This is a genomic window from Solwaraspora sp. WMMD792 (assembly GCF_029626105.1).
In the GTDB taxonomy this organism is placed as follows: domain Bacteria; phylum Actinomycetota; class Actinomycetes; order Mycobacteriales; family Micromonosporaceae; genus Micromonospora_E.
In genome coordinates this window covers 6,556,885-6,573,084 of record NZ_JARUBH010000009.1, presented here as the reverse complement: position 1 = coordinate 6,573,084, position 16,200 = coordinate 6,556,885, and the positions used below count along the sequence as shown (strand labels likewise).

Sequence of the window (16,200 nt, the reverse complement as noted above, 5' to 3'; positions counted from 1 at the left end):
GGAGATCGCCCACTACGTCAGCCGGTTGCCGGCCGGCCGGGCAGCCCGTCGACCCCGGCCAAGGGCGAAATGCCCTGATCATCGGGCAATCGCACCGGGTGTGCGAACGGAAACGGGCGGCAACCCCCGTCGGGGATCGCCGCCCGCAACCAACCTCGGTGTGGGTCAGGTCACTTGAGGGTGACCTTGGCACCCTCCGCCTCCAGCTTGGCCTTGGCCTTGTCGGCGGTCTCCTTGTTGGCCTTCTCGAGGACGGCCTTCGGCGCGGCCTCGACCAGGTCCTTGGCCTCCTTGAGGCCGAGGCCGGTCAGCTCCCGGACCACCTTGATGACCTGGATCTTCTTGCCACCGTCCGCGTCGAGGATGACGTCGAACTCGTCCTTCTCCGGCTCGGCCTCGGCCGGGGCGGCGGCCGCGCCACCGGCGGCCGCGACGGCCACCGGCGCGGCGGCGGTCACGTCGAAGGTCTCCTCGAACTGCTTCACGAACTCCGAGAGCTCGATCAGCGTCATCTCCTTGAACGCGTCGAGCAGCTCGTCGGTGCTGAGCTTCGCCATGGTCGGCTTCCTTTCGAATTGAGTACGTTGACGGGGCGCTGGCGGGTCAGGCCTGCGTACCCTCGGATTCGCGCTTGTCCTGCAGCGCTGCCGCCAGGCGGGCGGTCTTCGACAGCGGGGCCTGCAGCACGGCCGCGGCCTTGCTCAGGTTCGCCTTCATGCCACCGGCCAGCTTGGCCAGCAGCACCTCGCGGGACTCGAGATCGGCCAACTTGTTGACCTCGGTCGCGGTGATCGCGCGCCCCTCGAAGACCCCGCCCTTGATGACCAGCATCGGGTTGGCCTTGGCGAAGTCGCGCAGGCCCTTCGCGGCCTCGACCACGTCGCCGGAGACGAAGGTGAGCGCGGTAGGACCGGTGAACAGCGCGTCGAGTCCGTCGATGCCCGCGTCCGACGCGGCCCGCTTGGCCAGGGTGTTCTTCGCCACCGAGTAGGTCGCGCTCTGCCCCAGCGAACGGCGCAGCTGGGTCAGCTGGGCGACGGTAAGACCCCGGTACTCGGTGAGCACCGTGGCACCCGATGCACGGAACCGTTCGGTCAGGTCGGCGACCGCAGTCGCCTTGTCGGCACGAACCGGCTTGTCCGCCATGTCCCTCCTCTCTGGTGCTCCAGGCTGGCGGTCGGCCGGCGGGTGGCCGGCCGGCCGTGAAGATCCCGCGCCCACGAAAAACGCCCCGGGCGCAGGGCGCACGGGGCGAGGCAGCCGTCAGCCGACGGCGATGACTCATCGTCCGTTCCGCCCCTGCGCGGGCCGCCCGTGGAAACGGGACCTTCAACCGTGCCGAGGCACGGTGACCAGCGGTCTTTGGGTGTGGATACGGCAAGCGTACGGCACCGCACTGGCGGGCACCAAATCCGCCCGGCACGGCGGTGGGGGTGGAGTCCGCCGGACCCCACCCCCACCGTCAGTCGATCTGGACCGCTCAGCCTTCGCTGGTCGCCTCGTGCAGGTCCTTGACCACGTTCGGGTCCACCGGCACGCCCGGCCCCATGGTGGTGGTCAGCACGACCTTCTTGAGGTACTTGCCCTTGGCCGCGGACGGCTTGGCCCGCAGCACCTCGTCGAGCACGGCCGCGTAGTTGTCGATCAACTGGGCCTCGCCGAACGAGGCCTTCCCGATGATCAGGTGCAGGTTGGAGTGCTTGTCCACCCGGAAGGCGATCTTGCCGCCCTTGATGTCCGAGACGGCCTTGGTCACGTCCATGGTGACCGTGCCGGTCTTCGGGTTCGGCATCAGGCCGCGCGGGCCCAGGATCCGCGCGATCCGGCCGATCTTCGCCATCTGGTCCGGAGTGGCGATCGCCGCGTCGAAGTCCAGCCAGCCGCCCTGGATCCGGGCGACCAGCTCGTCGGTGCCGACCTCGTCCGCGCCGGCGGCGACGGCCTCCTCCGCCTTCGCCCCGGCGGCGAAGACGATCACCCGGGCCGTCTTGCCCGTACCGTGCGGCAGGTTGACCGTGCCGCGGACCATCTGGTCCGCCTTACGCGGGTCGATGCCGAGGCGCATCGCGACCTCGACCGTGGCGTCGAACTTCGCCGAGCTGGTTTCCTTGGCCAACTTCACCGCCTCGGCCGGGGCGTACAGCTTCGTCCGGTCGATCTGCTCGGTGGCCTTGCGGTAGTTCTTACTGCGCTGCATTGTCTCTGGCTCCTGTGGTCACTGGCGGGCGACGCCGTGCGCGCGCCCTCCCACGTCGGTCGGCTCCGACCCGCAGTCGCGGGTCGGGACGGTCACTCCTTGACGGTGATGCCCATCGACCGGGCGGTCCCGGTGATGATCTTCTCCGCCTGCTCGATGCTGTTCGCGTTGAGGTCGGCCATCTTCTTCTCGGCGATCTCCCGCAGCTGGGCGGTGGTCACCTGGCCGACCTTGGTGGTGTGCGGCACACCCGAGCCCTTCTGGATCCCGGCGGCCTTGAGCAGCAGCCGGGCAGCGGGCGGGGTCTTCAGCACGAACGTGAAGGACCGGTCCTCGTACACGCTGATCTCAGCGGGCACGATGTCGCCCCGCTGGGATTCGGTCTGCGCGTTGTACGACTTGCAGAACTCCATGATGTTCACGCCGTGCTGACCCAGCGCCGGACCGACCGGCGGTGCCGGGGTGGCCTGACCCGCCGGCAACTGCAGCGTGAACGTCTTGACGAGCTTCTTCTTCGGAGGCATGTCACTTCCTGGGGCTTGATCTGGTGTTCCGCACCGGATCTGCGGGACGTCACCGGCGACTGGCCGTCGTCCGGCACGGGCTGGCGAACCCTCGACACGCGCGCACGGTCAGGCGCGGCCCAGGGCCGACGTTCTAGGTTAGCGCAGCTGACGGCGGCAACCCCAGCTGGGGTTGCCGCCGTCGGTGCAGCAGTGGTTACGCAGGCGCCGGAGAACCGCCGGCCCGGCTGAGCCGGAGTCAGATCTTGGCGACCTGGTTGAAGTTCAGCTCCACCGGGGTCTCCCGGCCGAAGATCGACACCAGCACCTTCAGCTTCTGCTGGTCGGCGTTGATCTCGCTGATCGTGGCCGGCAACGAGGCGAACGCGCCGTCGGTCACGGTGACCGAGTCGCCGACCTCGAAGTCCAGCACCTTGACCTCGGGCTTGGCCTTCTTGGGCTCGGCCGCCACCGCCGGGACGAGCCACTTGAGCACCTCGTTGAGCGACAACGGCGCCGGCCGGTCGGCCCGGTCGGTCGCCCCGACGAAGCCGGTGACGCCCGGGGTGTTACGCACGCAGGAGTACGACTCCGGGGTGAGGTCCATCCGGACCAGGATGTAGCCGGGGAAGACCTTGTTCTGCACCTGGAGCCGCTTGCCGTTCTTGACCTCGACCTCCTCCCGGGTCGGCACCTCGACCTGGAAGATGTACTCCTCCATGTCGAGGCTGCTGATCCGGGTCTCGAGGTTGGTCTTGACCTTGTTCTCGTAGCCGGCGTACGAGTGCACCACGTACCAGTCGCCTGGCGCGTAGCGCAGCTTCTGCCGCAGCTCGGCGACCGGGTCGAACTCCTCGTCGTCGGCCGCGGCGACGGGTTCGGCGACGTCGGCCGCAGAACTGTCCGGACTGTCCGGCCCAACGGCGGAGCCGTTGGCGTCGGCCGGGGACTCGTCCTCCGCCCCGGCAGCGGGGACCGGTGGTGCGCTGGCGGCCTCAACCGACTCATCAGCCGCCGCCGTGGCCACCGTCGACTGGTCGTCGGTGACGCCGGCGGTCTCGTCGTACTCAGGCACGCTTGCTCACTTCCGTCACAAAATCAGCTGGGGTTGCCGAATACCCACAGCACACCCTTGGCGAACACGAAGTCCAGCCCGGCCACGATGGTCAGCATGACCGCGATGAACACGACCACCACGGCGGTGTAGGTCAGCAACTCCTTACGAGTCGGCCAGATGACCTTACGCAGTTCGGCGACCACTTCGCGGACGAACCGGATGATCCGCCCGAAAAACCCCACCCCGGCCTCGGACTTCGCCTTCGGTCGTCCCTCCGACGACTCCGCCTTGGCCTTGCTCCGGGTGGCCGTACCACCCCGCGCCGCCGGCTCGTCGTCGTCGACCTCGTCCTCGACCGACGTCTCGTCGATCGACTCGTCCTCGGGGCGGTCGTCCGCGGCGTCATCGCCACGCCGGTTCCTCTCGGCCATCTCGCCCTCCGTCGGGGTGATCGGGTCGCGCGCCAGGTCAGACGCGCTGCGTCGTGCACGTCGGCCATTCCCCTTGCGGGACGGCCGCCAACGGGGACGGCAGCCGACCCACCGGGTCGGTCAGGCCTTGGGCGCAGGGGTGACAGGACTTGAACCTGCAGCCTGCGGTTTTGGAGACCGCTGCTCTGCCAATTGAGCTACACCCCTGTGCGGGTCGGCAACCCCACCCAACCCCGCGAGGCGCAGGGCCACGCAGGACTGAACAGGGGTCACAGGCCCCACGGCGGACCAGTGTACGGGTAGAGCCACCACTTTCCCAACCGGTACCGGCACCGCGCGTACCCGGACCGGTACCACCGGCCGTCAGCGCGAGGTACGAACCAGTGCCCGGGCCTGGCTGAGCACCTTCTCGCCGCCGCAGACGGCCGTGACGTCGATCCGGGTCAACCCGTCCTCGGTGGTGCCCTTGACCACCCCGGTCACCTCGATCTCGGTGCCTTCGTCGTCGTCCGGGACCACGACCGGGCGGGTGAACCGGACCGAGTACTCGACCACCGCGTCCGCCGATCCGGCCCACTGCGTCACCGCGCGCCCGGCCAACGCCATGGTGAGCATGCCGTGGGCGATGACACCTGGCAGGCCGACCCCGGTGGCGAACCGGTCGCTCCAGTGGATGGGGTTGAAGTCACCGGAGGCTCCGGCGTAGCGGACGAGGTCGGCCCGGGTGACCCGGAACCGTTGCGGAGTCAGCTCCATCTCAGTCCTCCCCCCGGACGACCAGCTTCATCCAGACGGTGACCACCGGCTCACCGGTCGCCGCAGTGGCGACCTCGGTACGGACGGTCAGAAAGTCATGTCCGCCCCGGGACATGATCTCCTCGATGGTGTCGGTGCACACCAGTTCGTCGCCGGCGACCACCGGGCGGACGTACCGGAACCGCTGGTCGCCGTGCACGACCCGGCTGTAGTCGATCGCGAGATCGGGATCGGAGATCACCCGCTCGGACGAGGACATGGTGACCGCCACCGGGAAGGTCGGTGGCGCGACCACGTCCGGATAGCCCGCTTTGCGGGCGGCATCCGGATCGTGGTGGACGGCATCGCTGGCCCCGATGGCGGCGGCGAACTCGCGGATCTTCTCCCGCCCCACCAGGTACGTACCGCCGGGCGGGTAACTGCGACCGACTAAGGACGGATCCATGGGCATGCGCAGCAACCTACCCGCTGGCCGGTACCCGGACGACGTGCGGGCCGCCCGGAACGGCGATGGTCAGCGGGTCTCGCGGTGCAGCGTGTGCTTGCCGTCCCGGGGGCAGAACTTCTTCAGCTCGATGCGGTCCGGGTCGTTCCGGCGGTTCTTCCGCGTGATGTAGTTGCGCTCCTTGCACTCCACACACGCCAAAGTGATCTTTGGACGGACGTCGGTCGCCTTGGCCACGGCGGGGTGCCTTCCTCGCTATCGGAACAACTACAGCGTGCCAGCGTAGCTTGCGGCAGCGCGGACATGCAAAGCGGGCGCCTGCGGCGCCCACCCGTACTTCGTACCACCGGCCTCACCCACGAAGCCGACCGTAGCGGTGGCCGGACTTGAACCGGCGACACAACGATTATGAGCCGTTTGCTCTACCACCTGAGCTACACCGCCGTGACGGGTCCAGTGGAACCCTCTGAGCCCCCTTACGGAATCGAACCGTAGACCTTCTCCTTACCATGGAGACGCTCTGCCGACTGAGCTAAGGGGGCCGAACACCCACCCGCCTGGGCGGATGTGCACGGGTAAGAGTACACGGCCCGCCCCGCGAGGTGAAATCAGCTTGGCCCGGCCACGCCGCCGCAGGTCAGAGGCCCTGCCCGTCGCGAATCAGGCGCTGCCGGTCGGGGCTCAGGCGCTGCCGGTCGGCGTTCAGGGCACGGCCCGCAGCCGGCGAACCTCGCTGGACTGCAGGCTCTCCGGGTCGGCCTGGGCCTCGTACCAGGCGGCCAGCCGCTCGTACGGCAACGGACGGCTGAACAGGAAGCCCTGCCCGACCTGGCAGCCGATGTCCTGCAGCAGCTCCAGGGTCAACTCGCTCTCCACCCCTTCGGCCACCACGGTCAGGCCGAACTGCTGGGACAGCGTCACGACCGCGTTGACGATCGCCAGGTCCCCCGGGTCGGTCGCCATCCCCTGCACGAACGACCGGTCGACCTTCACCTCGTGCACCGGCAGCCGGCGCAGGTGCGCCAGCGAGGTGTAGCCGGTGCCGAAATCGTCGACGGACAGCCGCACCCCCAGGTCGCGCAGCCGCCGCAGGGTCGGCATCGGCCGGTCCGTACCGTCCAGCACACCGGCCTCGGCGATCTCCAGGGTGAGCAGCTCCGGAGCGACCTGCGCCTCGTCCAGCAGGGTCCGGACCAGCTCGGGAAACTCCGGATCGGTCAGGGTACGGGCGGACAGGTTGACGGCCACCGGCAACGGCTGTTGACCGACATTCCACTCCCGGCTGCGGCGCAGCCCTTCGCGCAGCACGAACTCGGTCAGCCGACCGAGCTGACCGGTGTGTTCGGCGACCGCGACGAAGTCCTCCGGCGAGACCGAACCGTGGGTCGGATGCTCCCACCGGGTCAGACACTCGACCCCGACCAGTCGGCGGCCGTGCAGCGTCACCTTCGGCTGGTAGTAGACCTCCAGCTGCGTCTCATCGAGCGCGACCCGCAGGTCACCGGCGAGACCGAGCCGGCGTACCGAACGGGACTCCAACGCCGGGTTGAACAGCTGGACGCCGCCGGACACCGACTTCGCCGCCGTCGCGGCCAGGTCCGCCCGCTGCAGCAGGGTCGCGGCGTCGCTGCCGTGGTCGGGGTGCACCGCGACACCGGCCACGGTGTCGACGTCCAAGGTCAACGCGCCGAAGACCATCTGGTCGCGAATCTGGTCACGGAGCTCGACCGCGAGCTGTACGGCGTACTCCGCAGCCTCCATCCGCAGGGTGACCACGAACTCGTCCCCGCCGCTGCGGCCGACCAGCGCGGCCGACGGGGCGCGGTCCCGCAGCCGCCGGGCGACCTCGGCCAGGACCTTGTCCCCGGCCGCATGGCCGAGCGACTCGTTGACCTGCCGTAGCCCGTCGACGTCGAAGAGCAGGACCGCGACCACTTCACCCGGGGTCCGGATGGCCACCGACTCGTCGAGCGCGGCGGTCAGCCGGCGGCGGTTGGCCAGCCGGGTCAGGCCGTCGTGTGCCGCGTCGTAGCGCAGCCGGTCGACCAGGCGCGAATTCTCCACGGCGACCGCGGCGTGCACCGCGATCGCTTCCAGTAGCCGCAGGTCACCGGGCCCGAAGTGGGAGATGTCCCCGAGCCGGCCGGACACCTCCAGGCAGCCGATCACCAGGGAACCGGCTCGCAGCGGCACCACGACGGCGTCCTTGGCGCCCCATTCCCGAAGTGCGGTGTCGAACGGTCCGTCGCCGAATTTCGCCCCGACGGCCAGGGAACTTCCGGTCTCGAAGACGTGTTCACGGATCGATTCCGGGGCGCCGACCGTGTCTACCAGCCCCTGCCCGTCGGCGGTCGCGGACAGCAGCACCTCCGGGTACCGCCCCTGTTTCGGCAGCCAGAGGGTGGCGTACTCGGACTGCAGCACCTCCCGGACCCGCTTGAGCAGGACGTCGACGATCGTCCCGTCGTGTGGCGTGTCGGCGATCGCCCGGGTCAACGCGTAGATCTCGGAGAGCGTGCGGTTCTGCCGCAGTGATTTCGCGTACGACCGGTAGGCCAGCACGAAGAAGGTGATCAGCGCGACCAGCAGGATCAGCGCCCAGTCGCTCTGCGCCAGCAGAATCAGCACCACCAGACCGAAGGTGATGTTGATGGATGCGACGACCAGGGCGGGGACCGTCGTGGTGGTGAGCTCCTTGGTGGACAGCCGGCCCTGGGCCAGGGTGATCACGACGAGCACGGCGACCAGGGTGATGATCTGGTAGGCGATCATCGCCCCGACCAGGGTCAGCCAGGTACGCGGCTCGGCCGCGTCGAGCACGTCGGCGTTGACGACTATCGCGGTGGCGATCGACGTGCCGGCGGCCACGTTCGCGACGTTGAACCACAACTTGACCGGCGGTTGCCGCCGGCTGAGATGGCCGAGTACGGCGGCCAGCACCCGGCCGATGATCAGAGTGAGTGGTGGCAGGAAGAACAGACCCAGTAGAAACGGGATCTCGCCGATGTTGAGGGTGAACGACTGCCGGCGTACCTCGAACAGCAGGATTGCCGCATGCGCGGCGAGGAACAGCCCGAAGAACAGCAGGCCCAGCGGCCAATCTCCGGTCGGATTGGGGTGGCTGGTGGCCAAGGCCACAGAGATGAGTACGGCTATCAGAGCGAGTGGCCCGGTTACGAACCAGGCCCGCCCGGAAGAATGCCGTGAGATCGTCTGTGGCCTTGGCACTCGATCCCCTTGGTGTCGGATGCCGCGATCAGGTCCAGCTGAAGTCGTAGAGCGAGACCTGCGAATCCACCGTGGCGTCGAAGCCGTACTTGTCCACCGGGGAAACCACAGGCACTTCGTCACCGACCGTAACCCAGGCTTGGGCAGCCTGGGCGGCGGTCCCAGCGGTGAACGAGACAGCAATCCCGAGTGCGGCGACCGCGACGACCCTGCCGAGCCGGCGGCCCATCGTGTGTCCACGCATGTTACAGACTCCCGTCCAAGGAGGCGAATGAGTTACGCGAATGAGGGGCAGAGTCCTGATGGTGCCACACCGGACCGCACCAACGGTAGGTTGACGCGGCCGGCCTGCACCTTCGGCACCGCCCATCCTAGCCAATCGGACGAGGAGAACCTTAGCGGCGGCTTTGCCCTGCGGCTTTCGTCCCGCTGCTGCTCAGGCTGGGCGATCCGGCTCGGCGACAGCCGGTGACGCCGCGAAGAGGATTGGCGGCCACGGACACTAGGCAAACCCCGCACTCAGCGAGGCGACTGGGCCAATATCATGACCGACATGCCGGATTTATTACGAATCAACGAAGGAAGTGATTTGTTGCTCTTTTATGCAACTAAAATTCGGGATAGATGGTCAACTGACCGAGTCATCAGCCAGCCGACAACGGACCGTCGCCGGGTCTCGACGCTAAGCCCTGCCGGCCACTCGATGGCACCCTTTTCGGTCACGGCTCGGTGTCGGTGGCTACTCGCCAGTTCGGAAATCGCAGCCCAAACGGTGTACTGCGGCCAAGAACACCACCCAGTCCGGATCGACGGCGCCGGCGGGCGCGGCGCGCGGGCCAGTTGACGCACCTCTCCCCTGCCGACCGGTCCCCAACCGACCGGCCTTCACCGACCGGACCACGCGGGCCCGTCGTTGACCTCCGAGACCCACCGACAACGATACGCACCCATCGATTGACGCAGAGCAACCGCCCCGGGTCGGTGGCACCGGTCGGCCTTGATGCCACAGGTGCATCAAGATGCACCTGTGGCATCAAGGCCGCAGAGGCACGTTGGGGTCCGGCGCCTTGGTCCCGGAAGCCGGGGGCGGCTGGATCTGGCTGGACCGGACGGGACGCGCCGGGAGCCCGTACGACAACAGCCCTTGACCTGTTGGTGCAGGTCAAGGGCTGTTGGTGCGCCTGGTGGCGGGTAGAGGATTCGAACCTCTGTAGCTTTCGCGACGGATTTACAGTCCGCTCCCATTGGCCGCTCGGGCAACCCGCCAGGGCGTGCCGCCTCGTCACGCGAGGCGACGCAGGAAAGGATAGCGGCATGCCGGGGCTCTCCCGCAACCGGGTACCGTCAGCGGGAGTCAACTGTCCGGCAACGTCCGATACACCGTCCGAGACCCGCGCACCGTCCGAGACCCGCACTGGCAGGGAGCAGATCATGGCAGCCAACCCGTCGTTCGACATCGTGAGCAAGGTCGACCGGCAGGAGATCGACAACGCCCTCCGGCAGACCGAGAAGGAGCTGTCCACCCGCTTCGACTTCCGTGGCACCGGCGCCGAGATCACCTGGTCCGGCGAGGAGGCCGTGACGTTGCAGGCGGAGACCGAGGAGCGGGTCAAGGCCAGCCTGGACGTCTTCAAGGAGAAGTTGGTCAAGCGGAACATCTCGCTCAAGTCGCTGGATGCCGGTGACCCACGCTCGTCGGGCAAGACCTACAAGATCGACTGCAAGGTAATCCAGGGCATCGAGTCGGACAAGGCTAAGGCGATCAGCAAGAAGATTCGCGACGAGGGGCCCAAGGGTGTCCAGGCGCAGATCCAGGGCGACCAGCTCCGGGTCACCGCCAAGAAGAAGGACGACCTGCAGGCGGTCATCGCGCTGCTCAAGCAGGAGGACTTCGGCATCGCCCTGCAGTTCACCAACTACCGCTGACCCAGCTCAGGCCGGATCGCCGAGCAGGGCTCGGTCCAGGTCAACCGCCGCGCGGGCCTCGGCCCGGCTGATCGGACCGGCCGGCCAGCCGGCCAGCAGCGCAGCCAGGGCGAGCGCGGCGGCGGCGAACAGGAACGCCGCCGCCGGGCCACCAACGCGGTCCACGAGCACTCCGGCGACCGCACCGCCGGCCGCACTGGCACCGACCGCCATGGTGGTCACCCAGGTGTACGCCTCGTTCAGCATGCTGACCGGCGCGATCCGGCCGACCATGGTGTTCTCGACGGTCAGCGCCGGGGCGATCACGGCGCCGCCGAGTGTCAGCGCCACGCCCAGGGCCAGCGGGTGCGGCATCACCGCGTACACGACGAAGCTGGCGGCGACCCCGGCGAGCAGCCAGGCGAACTGCCGGGACGCGTCGACCGCCGGTCGGCGGATGCCGAAGTAGATCCCGCCGGTGGCGCTACCGACGGCCCAGACCGCCAGCAGTACGCCGGCGAGGCTGCCGCCGTCGTCGTTGGTGCCCAGGTAGTTGGAGGCGTACGCGGGCACCGCCACGCCGGCCGTACCGAAGCCGATGCCGAGCCCGCCGACGCAGGCGAGCAACGCCGGGAAGCCGGGCACCCGCAGCGGGCCGAGGCCCCGGGCGTGGCCTTCCCGCAGGTGGGGCCGCCAGCCGCGCATCGCCCTACCGAGCGCCACCACGGTGGTGCCGGCCAGGGTGAGTACGGCTGCGGCGACCAGCGCGGCCGCGGCGTCGGCGATCACGACGAGCCCGGCGACGAGCAGCGGGCCGATCACGAACACCACCTCGAAGATGGTGGTCTCGGCGGCGAGCGCGGTGTTGCGCAGCGGGTACCGGCCGCTGGCCGGGCTGGTCAAGTTGTTCCAGGCGCCCCGGATCGCGGCGCTGAGCGGCGGATAGCTGGCACCGGCGAGGCCGGACACCAGGAACACGAGCAGGATCGAGCCGCCGCTGCGGGTGGCGAACAGCAGGGCGATCAGGGCGACCGGGTGGGCGACCCCGGTGGCCAGCAGCACCGGACTCGGGCCGAGCCGGTCGGCGATCCGCCCGGCGACCGGGCTGAGGGCCGCCCCGGCGAGGGCGTAGACGCCGCCGGCGATCGCGGCGAGTGAGTACCGGCCGGTGGAGTCGCTGATCACCAGCAGCAGGGCGAGCGGGGTCATGCCGATGCTGAGCCGGCCGATGACGCCCGGGATCAGCAGGGTAGGTCCGCCGGGGATGCGCCAGACGGCGACATACTTCCGCAATCCGGACACTGTTCCGTTCCCTTCACCGGCTGGTGGCACCGGCGGCCGACGTGCTGCGGACCGGCCGATGGGCCGGCGGCGGTAACGACCGCTCGGCCTGCCGACCCTAACCCGCTGACGGCCCCGCACCCCACCGGTTTCGGTCCGGTACGGGGTGCGAGGCCGCTCACACAGGCGTATCTACAACCGGCGTTGCACCGGGCCGCCGGCACCGGCGTACGCCAGCTGCTCCAGCCGGGCCACCCGCTCCTCCATCGGCGGGTGGGTGGAGAACAGCGCGGCGAACCCGCCCTTACGCAGCGGGTTGTCGATCATCAGGTGGGCCGAGCTGGCCAGCTGACCCTCGGCCGGCAGCGGCATGCGCTGCGTACCCATGTGGATCTTGCGTAGCGCGCTGGCCAGTGCGAGCGGGTCGCGGGTCAGCGCGGCACCGGACGCGTCCGCCTGGTACTCGCGGTTACGGCTGATCGCCAGCTGGATGATCGACGCGGCCAGCGGGCCGAGGATCAGCATGGCGAGCAGCGCCGCCGGGTTGGCGCCCTCGTCGTCGTCCCCGCCGCCGAACGGCAGGAACCAGGCGAGGTGGGCCAGCATGGTGACGATGCCGGCGAGCGACGCCGCGACGCTGGAGATCAGGATGTCCCGGTTGTAGACGTGGGACAGTTCGTGCCCGATCACCCCGCGCAGTTCGCGGTAGTCGAGGATCTGCACGATCCCCTGGGTGACGCAGACCGCCGCGTTGGCCGGGTTACGCCCGGTCGCGAACGCGTTGGGCTGCATGGTCGGGCTGACGTAGAGCCGGGGCATCGGCTGCCCGGCCTCGGCGGCCAACTCCCGGACCATCTGATGCAGCGCCGGGAACTCCGCTTCGCTGACCGGCTGGGCCCGCATCGAGCGCAGCGCGATCTTGTCGGACCAGAAGTAGGTGCCGGCGTTCATCGCCAGCGAAACTCCGACGGCGATGATCAGGCCGCCGCTGCCGCCGAACCAGTAGCCAACGCCGAGGATCATGGCGGTGAGCAGGCCGAGCAGGGCTGCCGTCTTGAGACCGTTGTGGTGGCTGTGCACGTTCACTCCCTCTCCACCGGGTCATCTGGAGGACCCCACGGCAGGTGCAACGCTCACGTACCCACTGCGCATCCCGCAATAGCTGAGAGTTGGCTGTCAATCAAGACCTGGCGGGCATGTTTCACTCAGGCAGGAACTCGCGCTCAGCCCGCAACGACGTCAAAGACCACCTGTGGTGCAAACCCGAGCAAGACCGCCAGAACGGTCGCGACGGCGAGCGTCGCCACCACCGGCCACGCCACCGCGCCACCAGGTGCCGACGGCGACGGCGGCGTCGGCTCCGGCTCCGGCGCCGGCTCCCGGGCGTACAGCGTGGCGCTGACCCGCAGGTAGTAGACCAGGCCGAGGACCGCATTGGCGGCGACCACCAACGCCAGCCCGCCGGCCCCGCCGGCCAGCAGCGACCGGACCACCGCCACCTTGGCGAACAACCCGGCCAGTCCCGGCGGCAGACCGGCCAGCCCGATCAACGCCAGCGTCAGCGCCGCACCGACCCACGGCCGACGGCGGGCCGCGCCCGCATACGCGGCGATCGGACCGCCGTCGCCGGCCGCCGGCCGCAACGCCACCACCGCCGCGAAGGCGGCCAGCTCCAACAACACGAAGAAGACGGTGTACGCGAAGACCGCTGCGACGGCCACCGCCTGCTCCTCGGCGCCCCGCCCGGCCACCCCGGCGGCCGCCGCCAGCGGCACCAGGATGTACCCGGCCTGCGCGATCGACGACCAGGCCAGCAGGCGCACCATCCGCCGCTGCCGCAGTGCGACCAGGTTGCCGACCGTCATGGTCGCCACCGCCAGCACCGCCAGCACCGGCCCGGACGCGGCCAGCTGCGGGGTGAGCCCTTCGGTGACCACCGCGACGATCGCCACCACGCCGCCGAGCTTCGACGCGGTCGACAGGTACGCGGCGACCGGCAGCGGCGCGCCGTCGTAGGTCTTCGGCGCCCAGGCGTGCAGCGGCACCGCCGCCACCTTGAACGCCAGGCCGGTCAGCAGCAGCACCACACCGACCCGGGCCAGCCGGGCCTGCCCGTCGGCCGAGCCGCCGGCGACCGTACCGGCCGGCTCGGCGAGGCCGCTGGCGCCGGCGAGCAGGTCGAGGTGCACCGCGCCGTACGCGGCGTACAGCAACGCCACGCCGAGCAGCGCCACCGCCGTGGACACCACGCTGACCACGAAGAAGCTCACCGCCGACTCGGCCGAGGCGGCCCGCTGCCGGCGCAGCCCGACCAGGATGTACAGCGGCAGGGTGAGCGTCTCCACCGCCACGACCAGGGTGATCAGGTCCCCGGCGGCGCCGAGCACCACCCCGCCGGTCATCGAGCAGGCCAGCAGGAAGCAGTACTCGCCAGCCGGCACCGCACCAGAGGTCAGCAGCGGCGCGGACAGCGCGAGCACGCCGGCGGTGAGCGCCGCGAACAGCAGCGCGACCAGGGCGGCCCGGCCGTCGGCGACGTACGAGCAGGCGAACCCGCCGTCGACGAGCCCGCCGTCGGGCAGTCCGCCCTCGGTGGGTACGCCGGACGGCGTACCGCAGAACGTGGCCCGCGCCGGATGCGCCAGCGCCACCAGCGCGGCGAGGCCGACCCCGGCGGCGCCAGCGACCGCCGTCGCCCCGGTGACCGCCCGCCGGCCGACGAACAGGTCGGCCAGCAGCACCGCGACCGCCGTCGCCGCCGCCAGGTACGCCGGCAGCAGCGCCAGGTGGTCGATTGTCTGTGCGGCGCTCCCGTCGGTCACCGGATCACCTCCAGCAGGATCGTGACCGGTGACTCGGCGACGCCGAGCACCAGCGCCGGCACCAGCCCGATGGCCAGCGCCAGCAGCACCAGCGGCGCCCAGGCCAGCGCCTCGGGGCGGCTGATCGCCGGGGTGGGCGTGGCCCGGACCGCCGGCCCGGCCGGGCCGTGGGTGACCCGGCGCAGCATCCGCAGCAGGTACGCGGCGGTCAGCGCCGCCCCGACCGCCGCCGCCACGGCCAGCGTCGTCCACAGTGCCCCACCGCGCTGCCAGGCGGCGACGACGGCGAACGCCTCGCCCCAGAAGCCGGCCAGGCCGGGCAGGCCGAGGGAGGCGATCGCCGCGTAGCCGAGCAGCCCGGACAGCGCCGGGGAGCGTTCCCGCAGTCCGCCGAGCGCGGCCAGCTCGCCGGTGTGGTAGCGGTCCTTGACCGCCCCGGCGAGGAAGAACAGCAGGCCGGTGATGACGCCGTGGGCGACGTTGCCGATCAGCGCGGCCTGGATGCCGGTGGCGCTCAGCGTGGCGATGCCGAGCAGCACGAACCCCATGTGTCCGACGCTGGAGTAGGCGATCAGCCGTTTCAGCTCGGTCTGCGCCAGGCACACCAGGGAGCCGATGATGATCGCGGCGACGGCGAGGGTGCCGAGCACCGGGGCGGCCCAGCGGGCTCCTTCGGGGGCGACGCCGACGGCGACCCGGATCAGCCCGTACGTGCCCATTTTGAGCAGCACCCCGGCGAGGATCACGCTGCCGACGGTGGGCGCCTGGCTGTGCGCGTCGGGCAGCCAGCTGTGCAGCGGCCACAGCGGCGCCTTGACCGCGAAGGCCAGCGCCAGCAGCGTGAACGCGAAAAGCTGGGTGCCCCGGCCGAGTCCGTCGCCGCCGGTGAGCACGGTCAGGTCGGCGGTGCCGGCGGCGGTCGTCACGGTCACCACGCCGACCAGCAGCAGCACCGACCCGGCCAGGGTGTAGATGGCGAACTTGGTCGCCGCCCGCCGGTGCGCGGTGTCGGCCTGCCCTGTGGTGCCGCCCCAGCCGGCGATGATCGCGTACATCGGCAGCAGCACTACCTCGAAGAAGACGAAGAACAGCACCAGGTCGAGGGCGAGGAAGGTGCCGACGATGCCGACCTCGACGACCAGCAGCAACGCGACCAACGCCCGCCCGTTGCGGGAATGCGGGGCGCGCCAGACGGTGTACGCGCAGCACAGCAGGGTCAGCCCGGTGGTGAGCAGCACCAGCGGGTACGAGATGCCGTCGACACCGAGGTGGAACCGCAGGTCCAGGGCGGGCACCCAGGGCAGGTCGAGCTGATGCCAGGGCAGCACGCCCGACGGGTCGTCCAGCGGCGGACCGTACGCGAACCAGCCGACCCCGGTCGGGTCGCGCAGCAACGGCAGGCTGACCAGGAACGTCACCGCCGCGAAGACGGTGCCGGTGATCCGGCCGGCCCGGTCGCCGCCGACCGGCAGGGCGAGCAGCAGCGCGCCGAGCGCCGGCACGACCAGCACAGCCAGCAGGGCGAACTGCCCGACGGTCCACCCGTCGTCGGCGTACGTCATCGTCGGCTGCCCC

At 70.1% G+C, this 16,200-nt stretch carries 16 protein-coding genes and 4 tRNA genes; 1 reads left to right on the top strand and 19 read right to left on the bottom strand.

The features are described from left to right. Positions 1-170: 170 nt before the first annotated feature. The 15 genes from rplL to O7629_RS30520 form a co-directional block, all read right to left on the bottom strand. On the bottom strand, positions 171-557 hold the full coding sequence (gene rplL / locus O7629_RS30590; protein ID WP_278173665.1) for a 50S ribosomal protein L7/L12: 387 nt from the start codon (positions 555-557) through the stop codon (positions 171-173). 46 nt (positions 558-603) lie between these two features. Further along, entirely contained in the window at positions 604-1,146 is a 543-nt protein-coding gene (rplJ, locus tag O7629_RS30585; protein ID WP_278173663.1) for a 50S ribosomal protein L10, read from the bottom strand. Between the two features lie 334 nt (positions 1,147-1,480). Then, a complete protein-coding gene (gene rplA / locus O7629_RS30580; protein ID WP_278173661.1) occupies positions 1,481-2,197 on the bottom strand; it encodes a 50S ribosomal protein L1 in 717 nt (238 codons plus the stop codon). 92 nt (positions 2,198-2,289) lie between these two features. After that, positions 2,290-2,721 (bottom strand): 50S ribosomal protein L11, encoded by a 432-nt coding sequence (rplK, locus tag O7629_RS30575; RefSeq protein WP_278173660.1) that lies wholly within the window; start codon positions 2,719-2,721, stop codon positions 2,290-2,292. A gap of 238 nt (positions 2,722-2,959) precedes the next feature. Beyond that, a complete protein-coding gene (nusG, locus tag O7629_RS30570; RefSeq protein WP_278173658.1) occupies positions 2,960-3,775 on the bottom strand; it encodes a transcription termination/antitermination protein NusG in 816 nt (271 codons plus the stop codon). A gap of 23 nt (positions 3,776-3,798) precedes the next feature. Next, positions 3,799-4,188 (bottom strand): preprotein translocase subunit SecE, encoded by a 390-nt coding sequence (gene secE / locus O7629_RS30565; protein WP_123606162.1) that lies wholly within the window; start codon positions 4,186-4,188, stop codon positions 3,799-3,801. Positions 4,189-4,322: 134 nt separating this feature from the next. Next, positions 4,323-4,395, bottom strand: a tRNA-Trp gene (locus O7629_RS30560). 156 nt (positions 4,396-4,551) lie between these two features. Further along, on the bottom strand, positions 4,552-4,944 hold the full coding sequence (locus tag O7629_RS30555; RefSeq protein WP_278173657.1) for a MaoC family dehydratase: 393 nt from the start codon (positions 4,942-4,944) through the stop codon (positions 4,552-4,554). Between the two features lies 1 nt (position 4,945). Beyond that, a complete protein-coding gene (locus O7629_RS30550; RefSeq protein ID WP_278173656.1) occupies positions 4,946-5,395 on the bottom strand; it encodes a MaoC family dehydratase N-terminal domain-containing protein in 450 nt (149 codons plus the stop codon). A 63-nt stretch (positions 5,396-5,458) separates the two neighbouring features. Then, positions 5,459-5,626 carry a 50S ribosomal protein L33 gene (gene rpmG / locus O7629_RS30545; RefSeq protein ID WP_046567246.1) on the bottom strand — a complete coding sequence of 56 codons (168 nt, stop codon included), beginning with the start codon at positions 5,624-5,626 and terminating at the stop codon, positions 5,459-5,461. A gap of 134 nt (positions 5,627-5,760) precedes the next feature. Further along, positions 5,761-5,833 (bottom strand) — tRNA-Met (locus tag O7629_RS30540). A 25-nt stretch (positions 5,834-5,858) separates the two neighbouring features. Further along, positions 5,859-5,931, bottom strand: a tRNA-Thr gene (locus O7629_RS30535). Positions 5,932-6,091: 160 nt separating this feature from the next. Continuing rightward, positions 6,092-8,617 carry a sensor domain-containing phosphodiesterase gene (locus tag O7629_RS30530; RefSeq protein ID WP_278173654.1) on the bottom strand — a complete coding sequence of 842 codons (2,526 nt, stop codon included), beginning with the start codon at positions 8,615-8,617 and terminating at the stop codon, positions 6,092-6,094. Between the two features lie 28 nt (positions 8,618-8,645). Beyond that, complete coding sequence (locus tag O7629_RS30525; RefSeq protein ID WP_278173652.1) at positions 8,646-8,861, bottom strand: hypothetical protein; 216 nt, start codon at positions 8,859-8,861, stop codon at positions 8,646-8,648. A 938-nt stretch (positions 8,862-9,799) separates the two neighbouring features. Next, positions 9,800-9,883: transfer RNA gene (locus O7629_RS30520), tRNA-Tyr, on the bottom strand. A gap of 165 nt (positions 9,884-10,048) precedes the next feature. Between O7629_RS30520 and O7629_RS30515 the strand changes: the two genes are divergently transcribed. Next, positions 10,049-10,543 carry a YajQ family cyclic di-GMP-binding protein gene (locus O7629_RS30515; RefSeq protein ID WP_278173651.1) on the top strand — a complete coding sequence of 165 codons (495 nt, stop codon included), beginning with the start codon at positions 10,049-10,051 and terminating at the stop codon, positions 10,541-10,543. A 6-nt stretch (positions 10,544-10,549) separates the two neighbouring features. Here the strand turns inward: O7629_RS30515 and O7629_RS30510 are convergent, their stop codons facing one another. The 4 genes from O7629_RS30510 to O7629_RS30495 form a co-directional block, all read right to left on the bottom strand. Further along, positions 10,550-11,824, bottom strand: coding sequence for an MFS transporter (locus tag O7629_RS30510; protein ID WP_278173649.1), 1,275 nt, complete (start codon positions 11,822-11,824; stop codon positions 10,550-10,552). A 171-nt stretch (positions 11,825-11,995) separates the two neighbouring features. Beyond that, positions 11,996-12,883, bottom strand: a complete 888-nt coding sequence (gene htpX, locus O7629_RS30505) for a zinc metalloprotease HtpX (protein WP_278174742.1) — start codon at positions 12,881-12,883, stop codon at positions 11,996-11,998. A gap of 143 nt (positions 12,884-13,026) precedes the next feature. Continuing rightward, positions 13,027-14,625 (bottom strand): proton-conducting transporter membrane subunit, encoded by a 1,599-nt coding sequence (locus tag O7629_RS30500; protein WP_278173647.1) that lies wholly within the window; start codon positions 14,623-14,625, stop codon positions 13,027-13,029. Beyond that, the gene (locus O7629_RS30495; RefSeq protein ID WP_278173646.1) at positions 14,622-16,187 is read right to left on the bottom strand and encodes an NADH-quinone oxidoreductase subunit M; all 1,566 of its coding nucleotides are present in this window, start codon (positions 16,185-16,187) and stop codon (positions 14,622-14,624) included. The genes O7629_RS30500 and O7629_RS30495 overlap by 4 nt, the downstream gene beginning before the upstream one ends. Between the last annotated feature and the right edge of the window lie 13 nt (positions 16,188-16,200).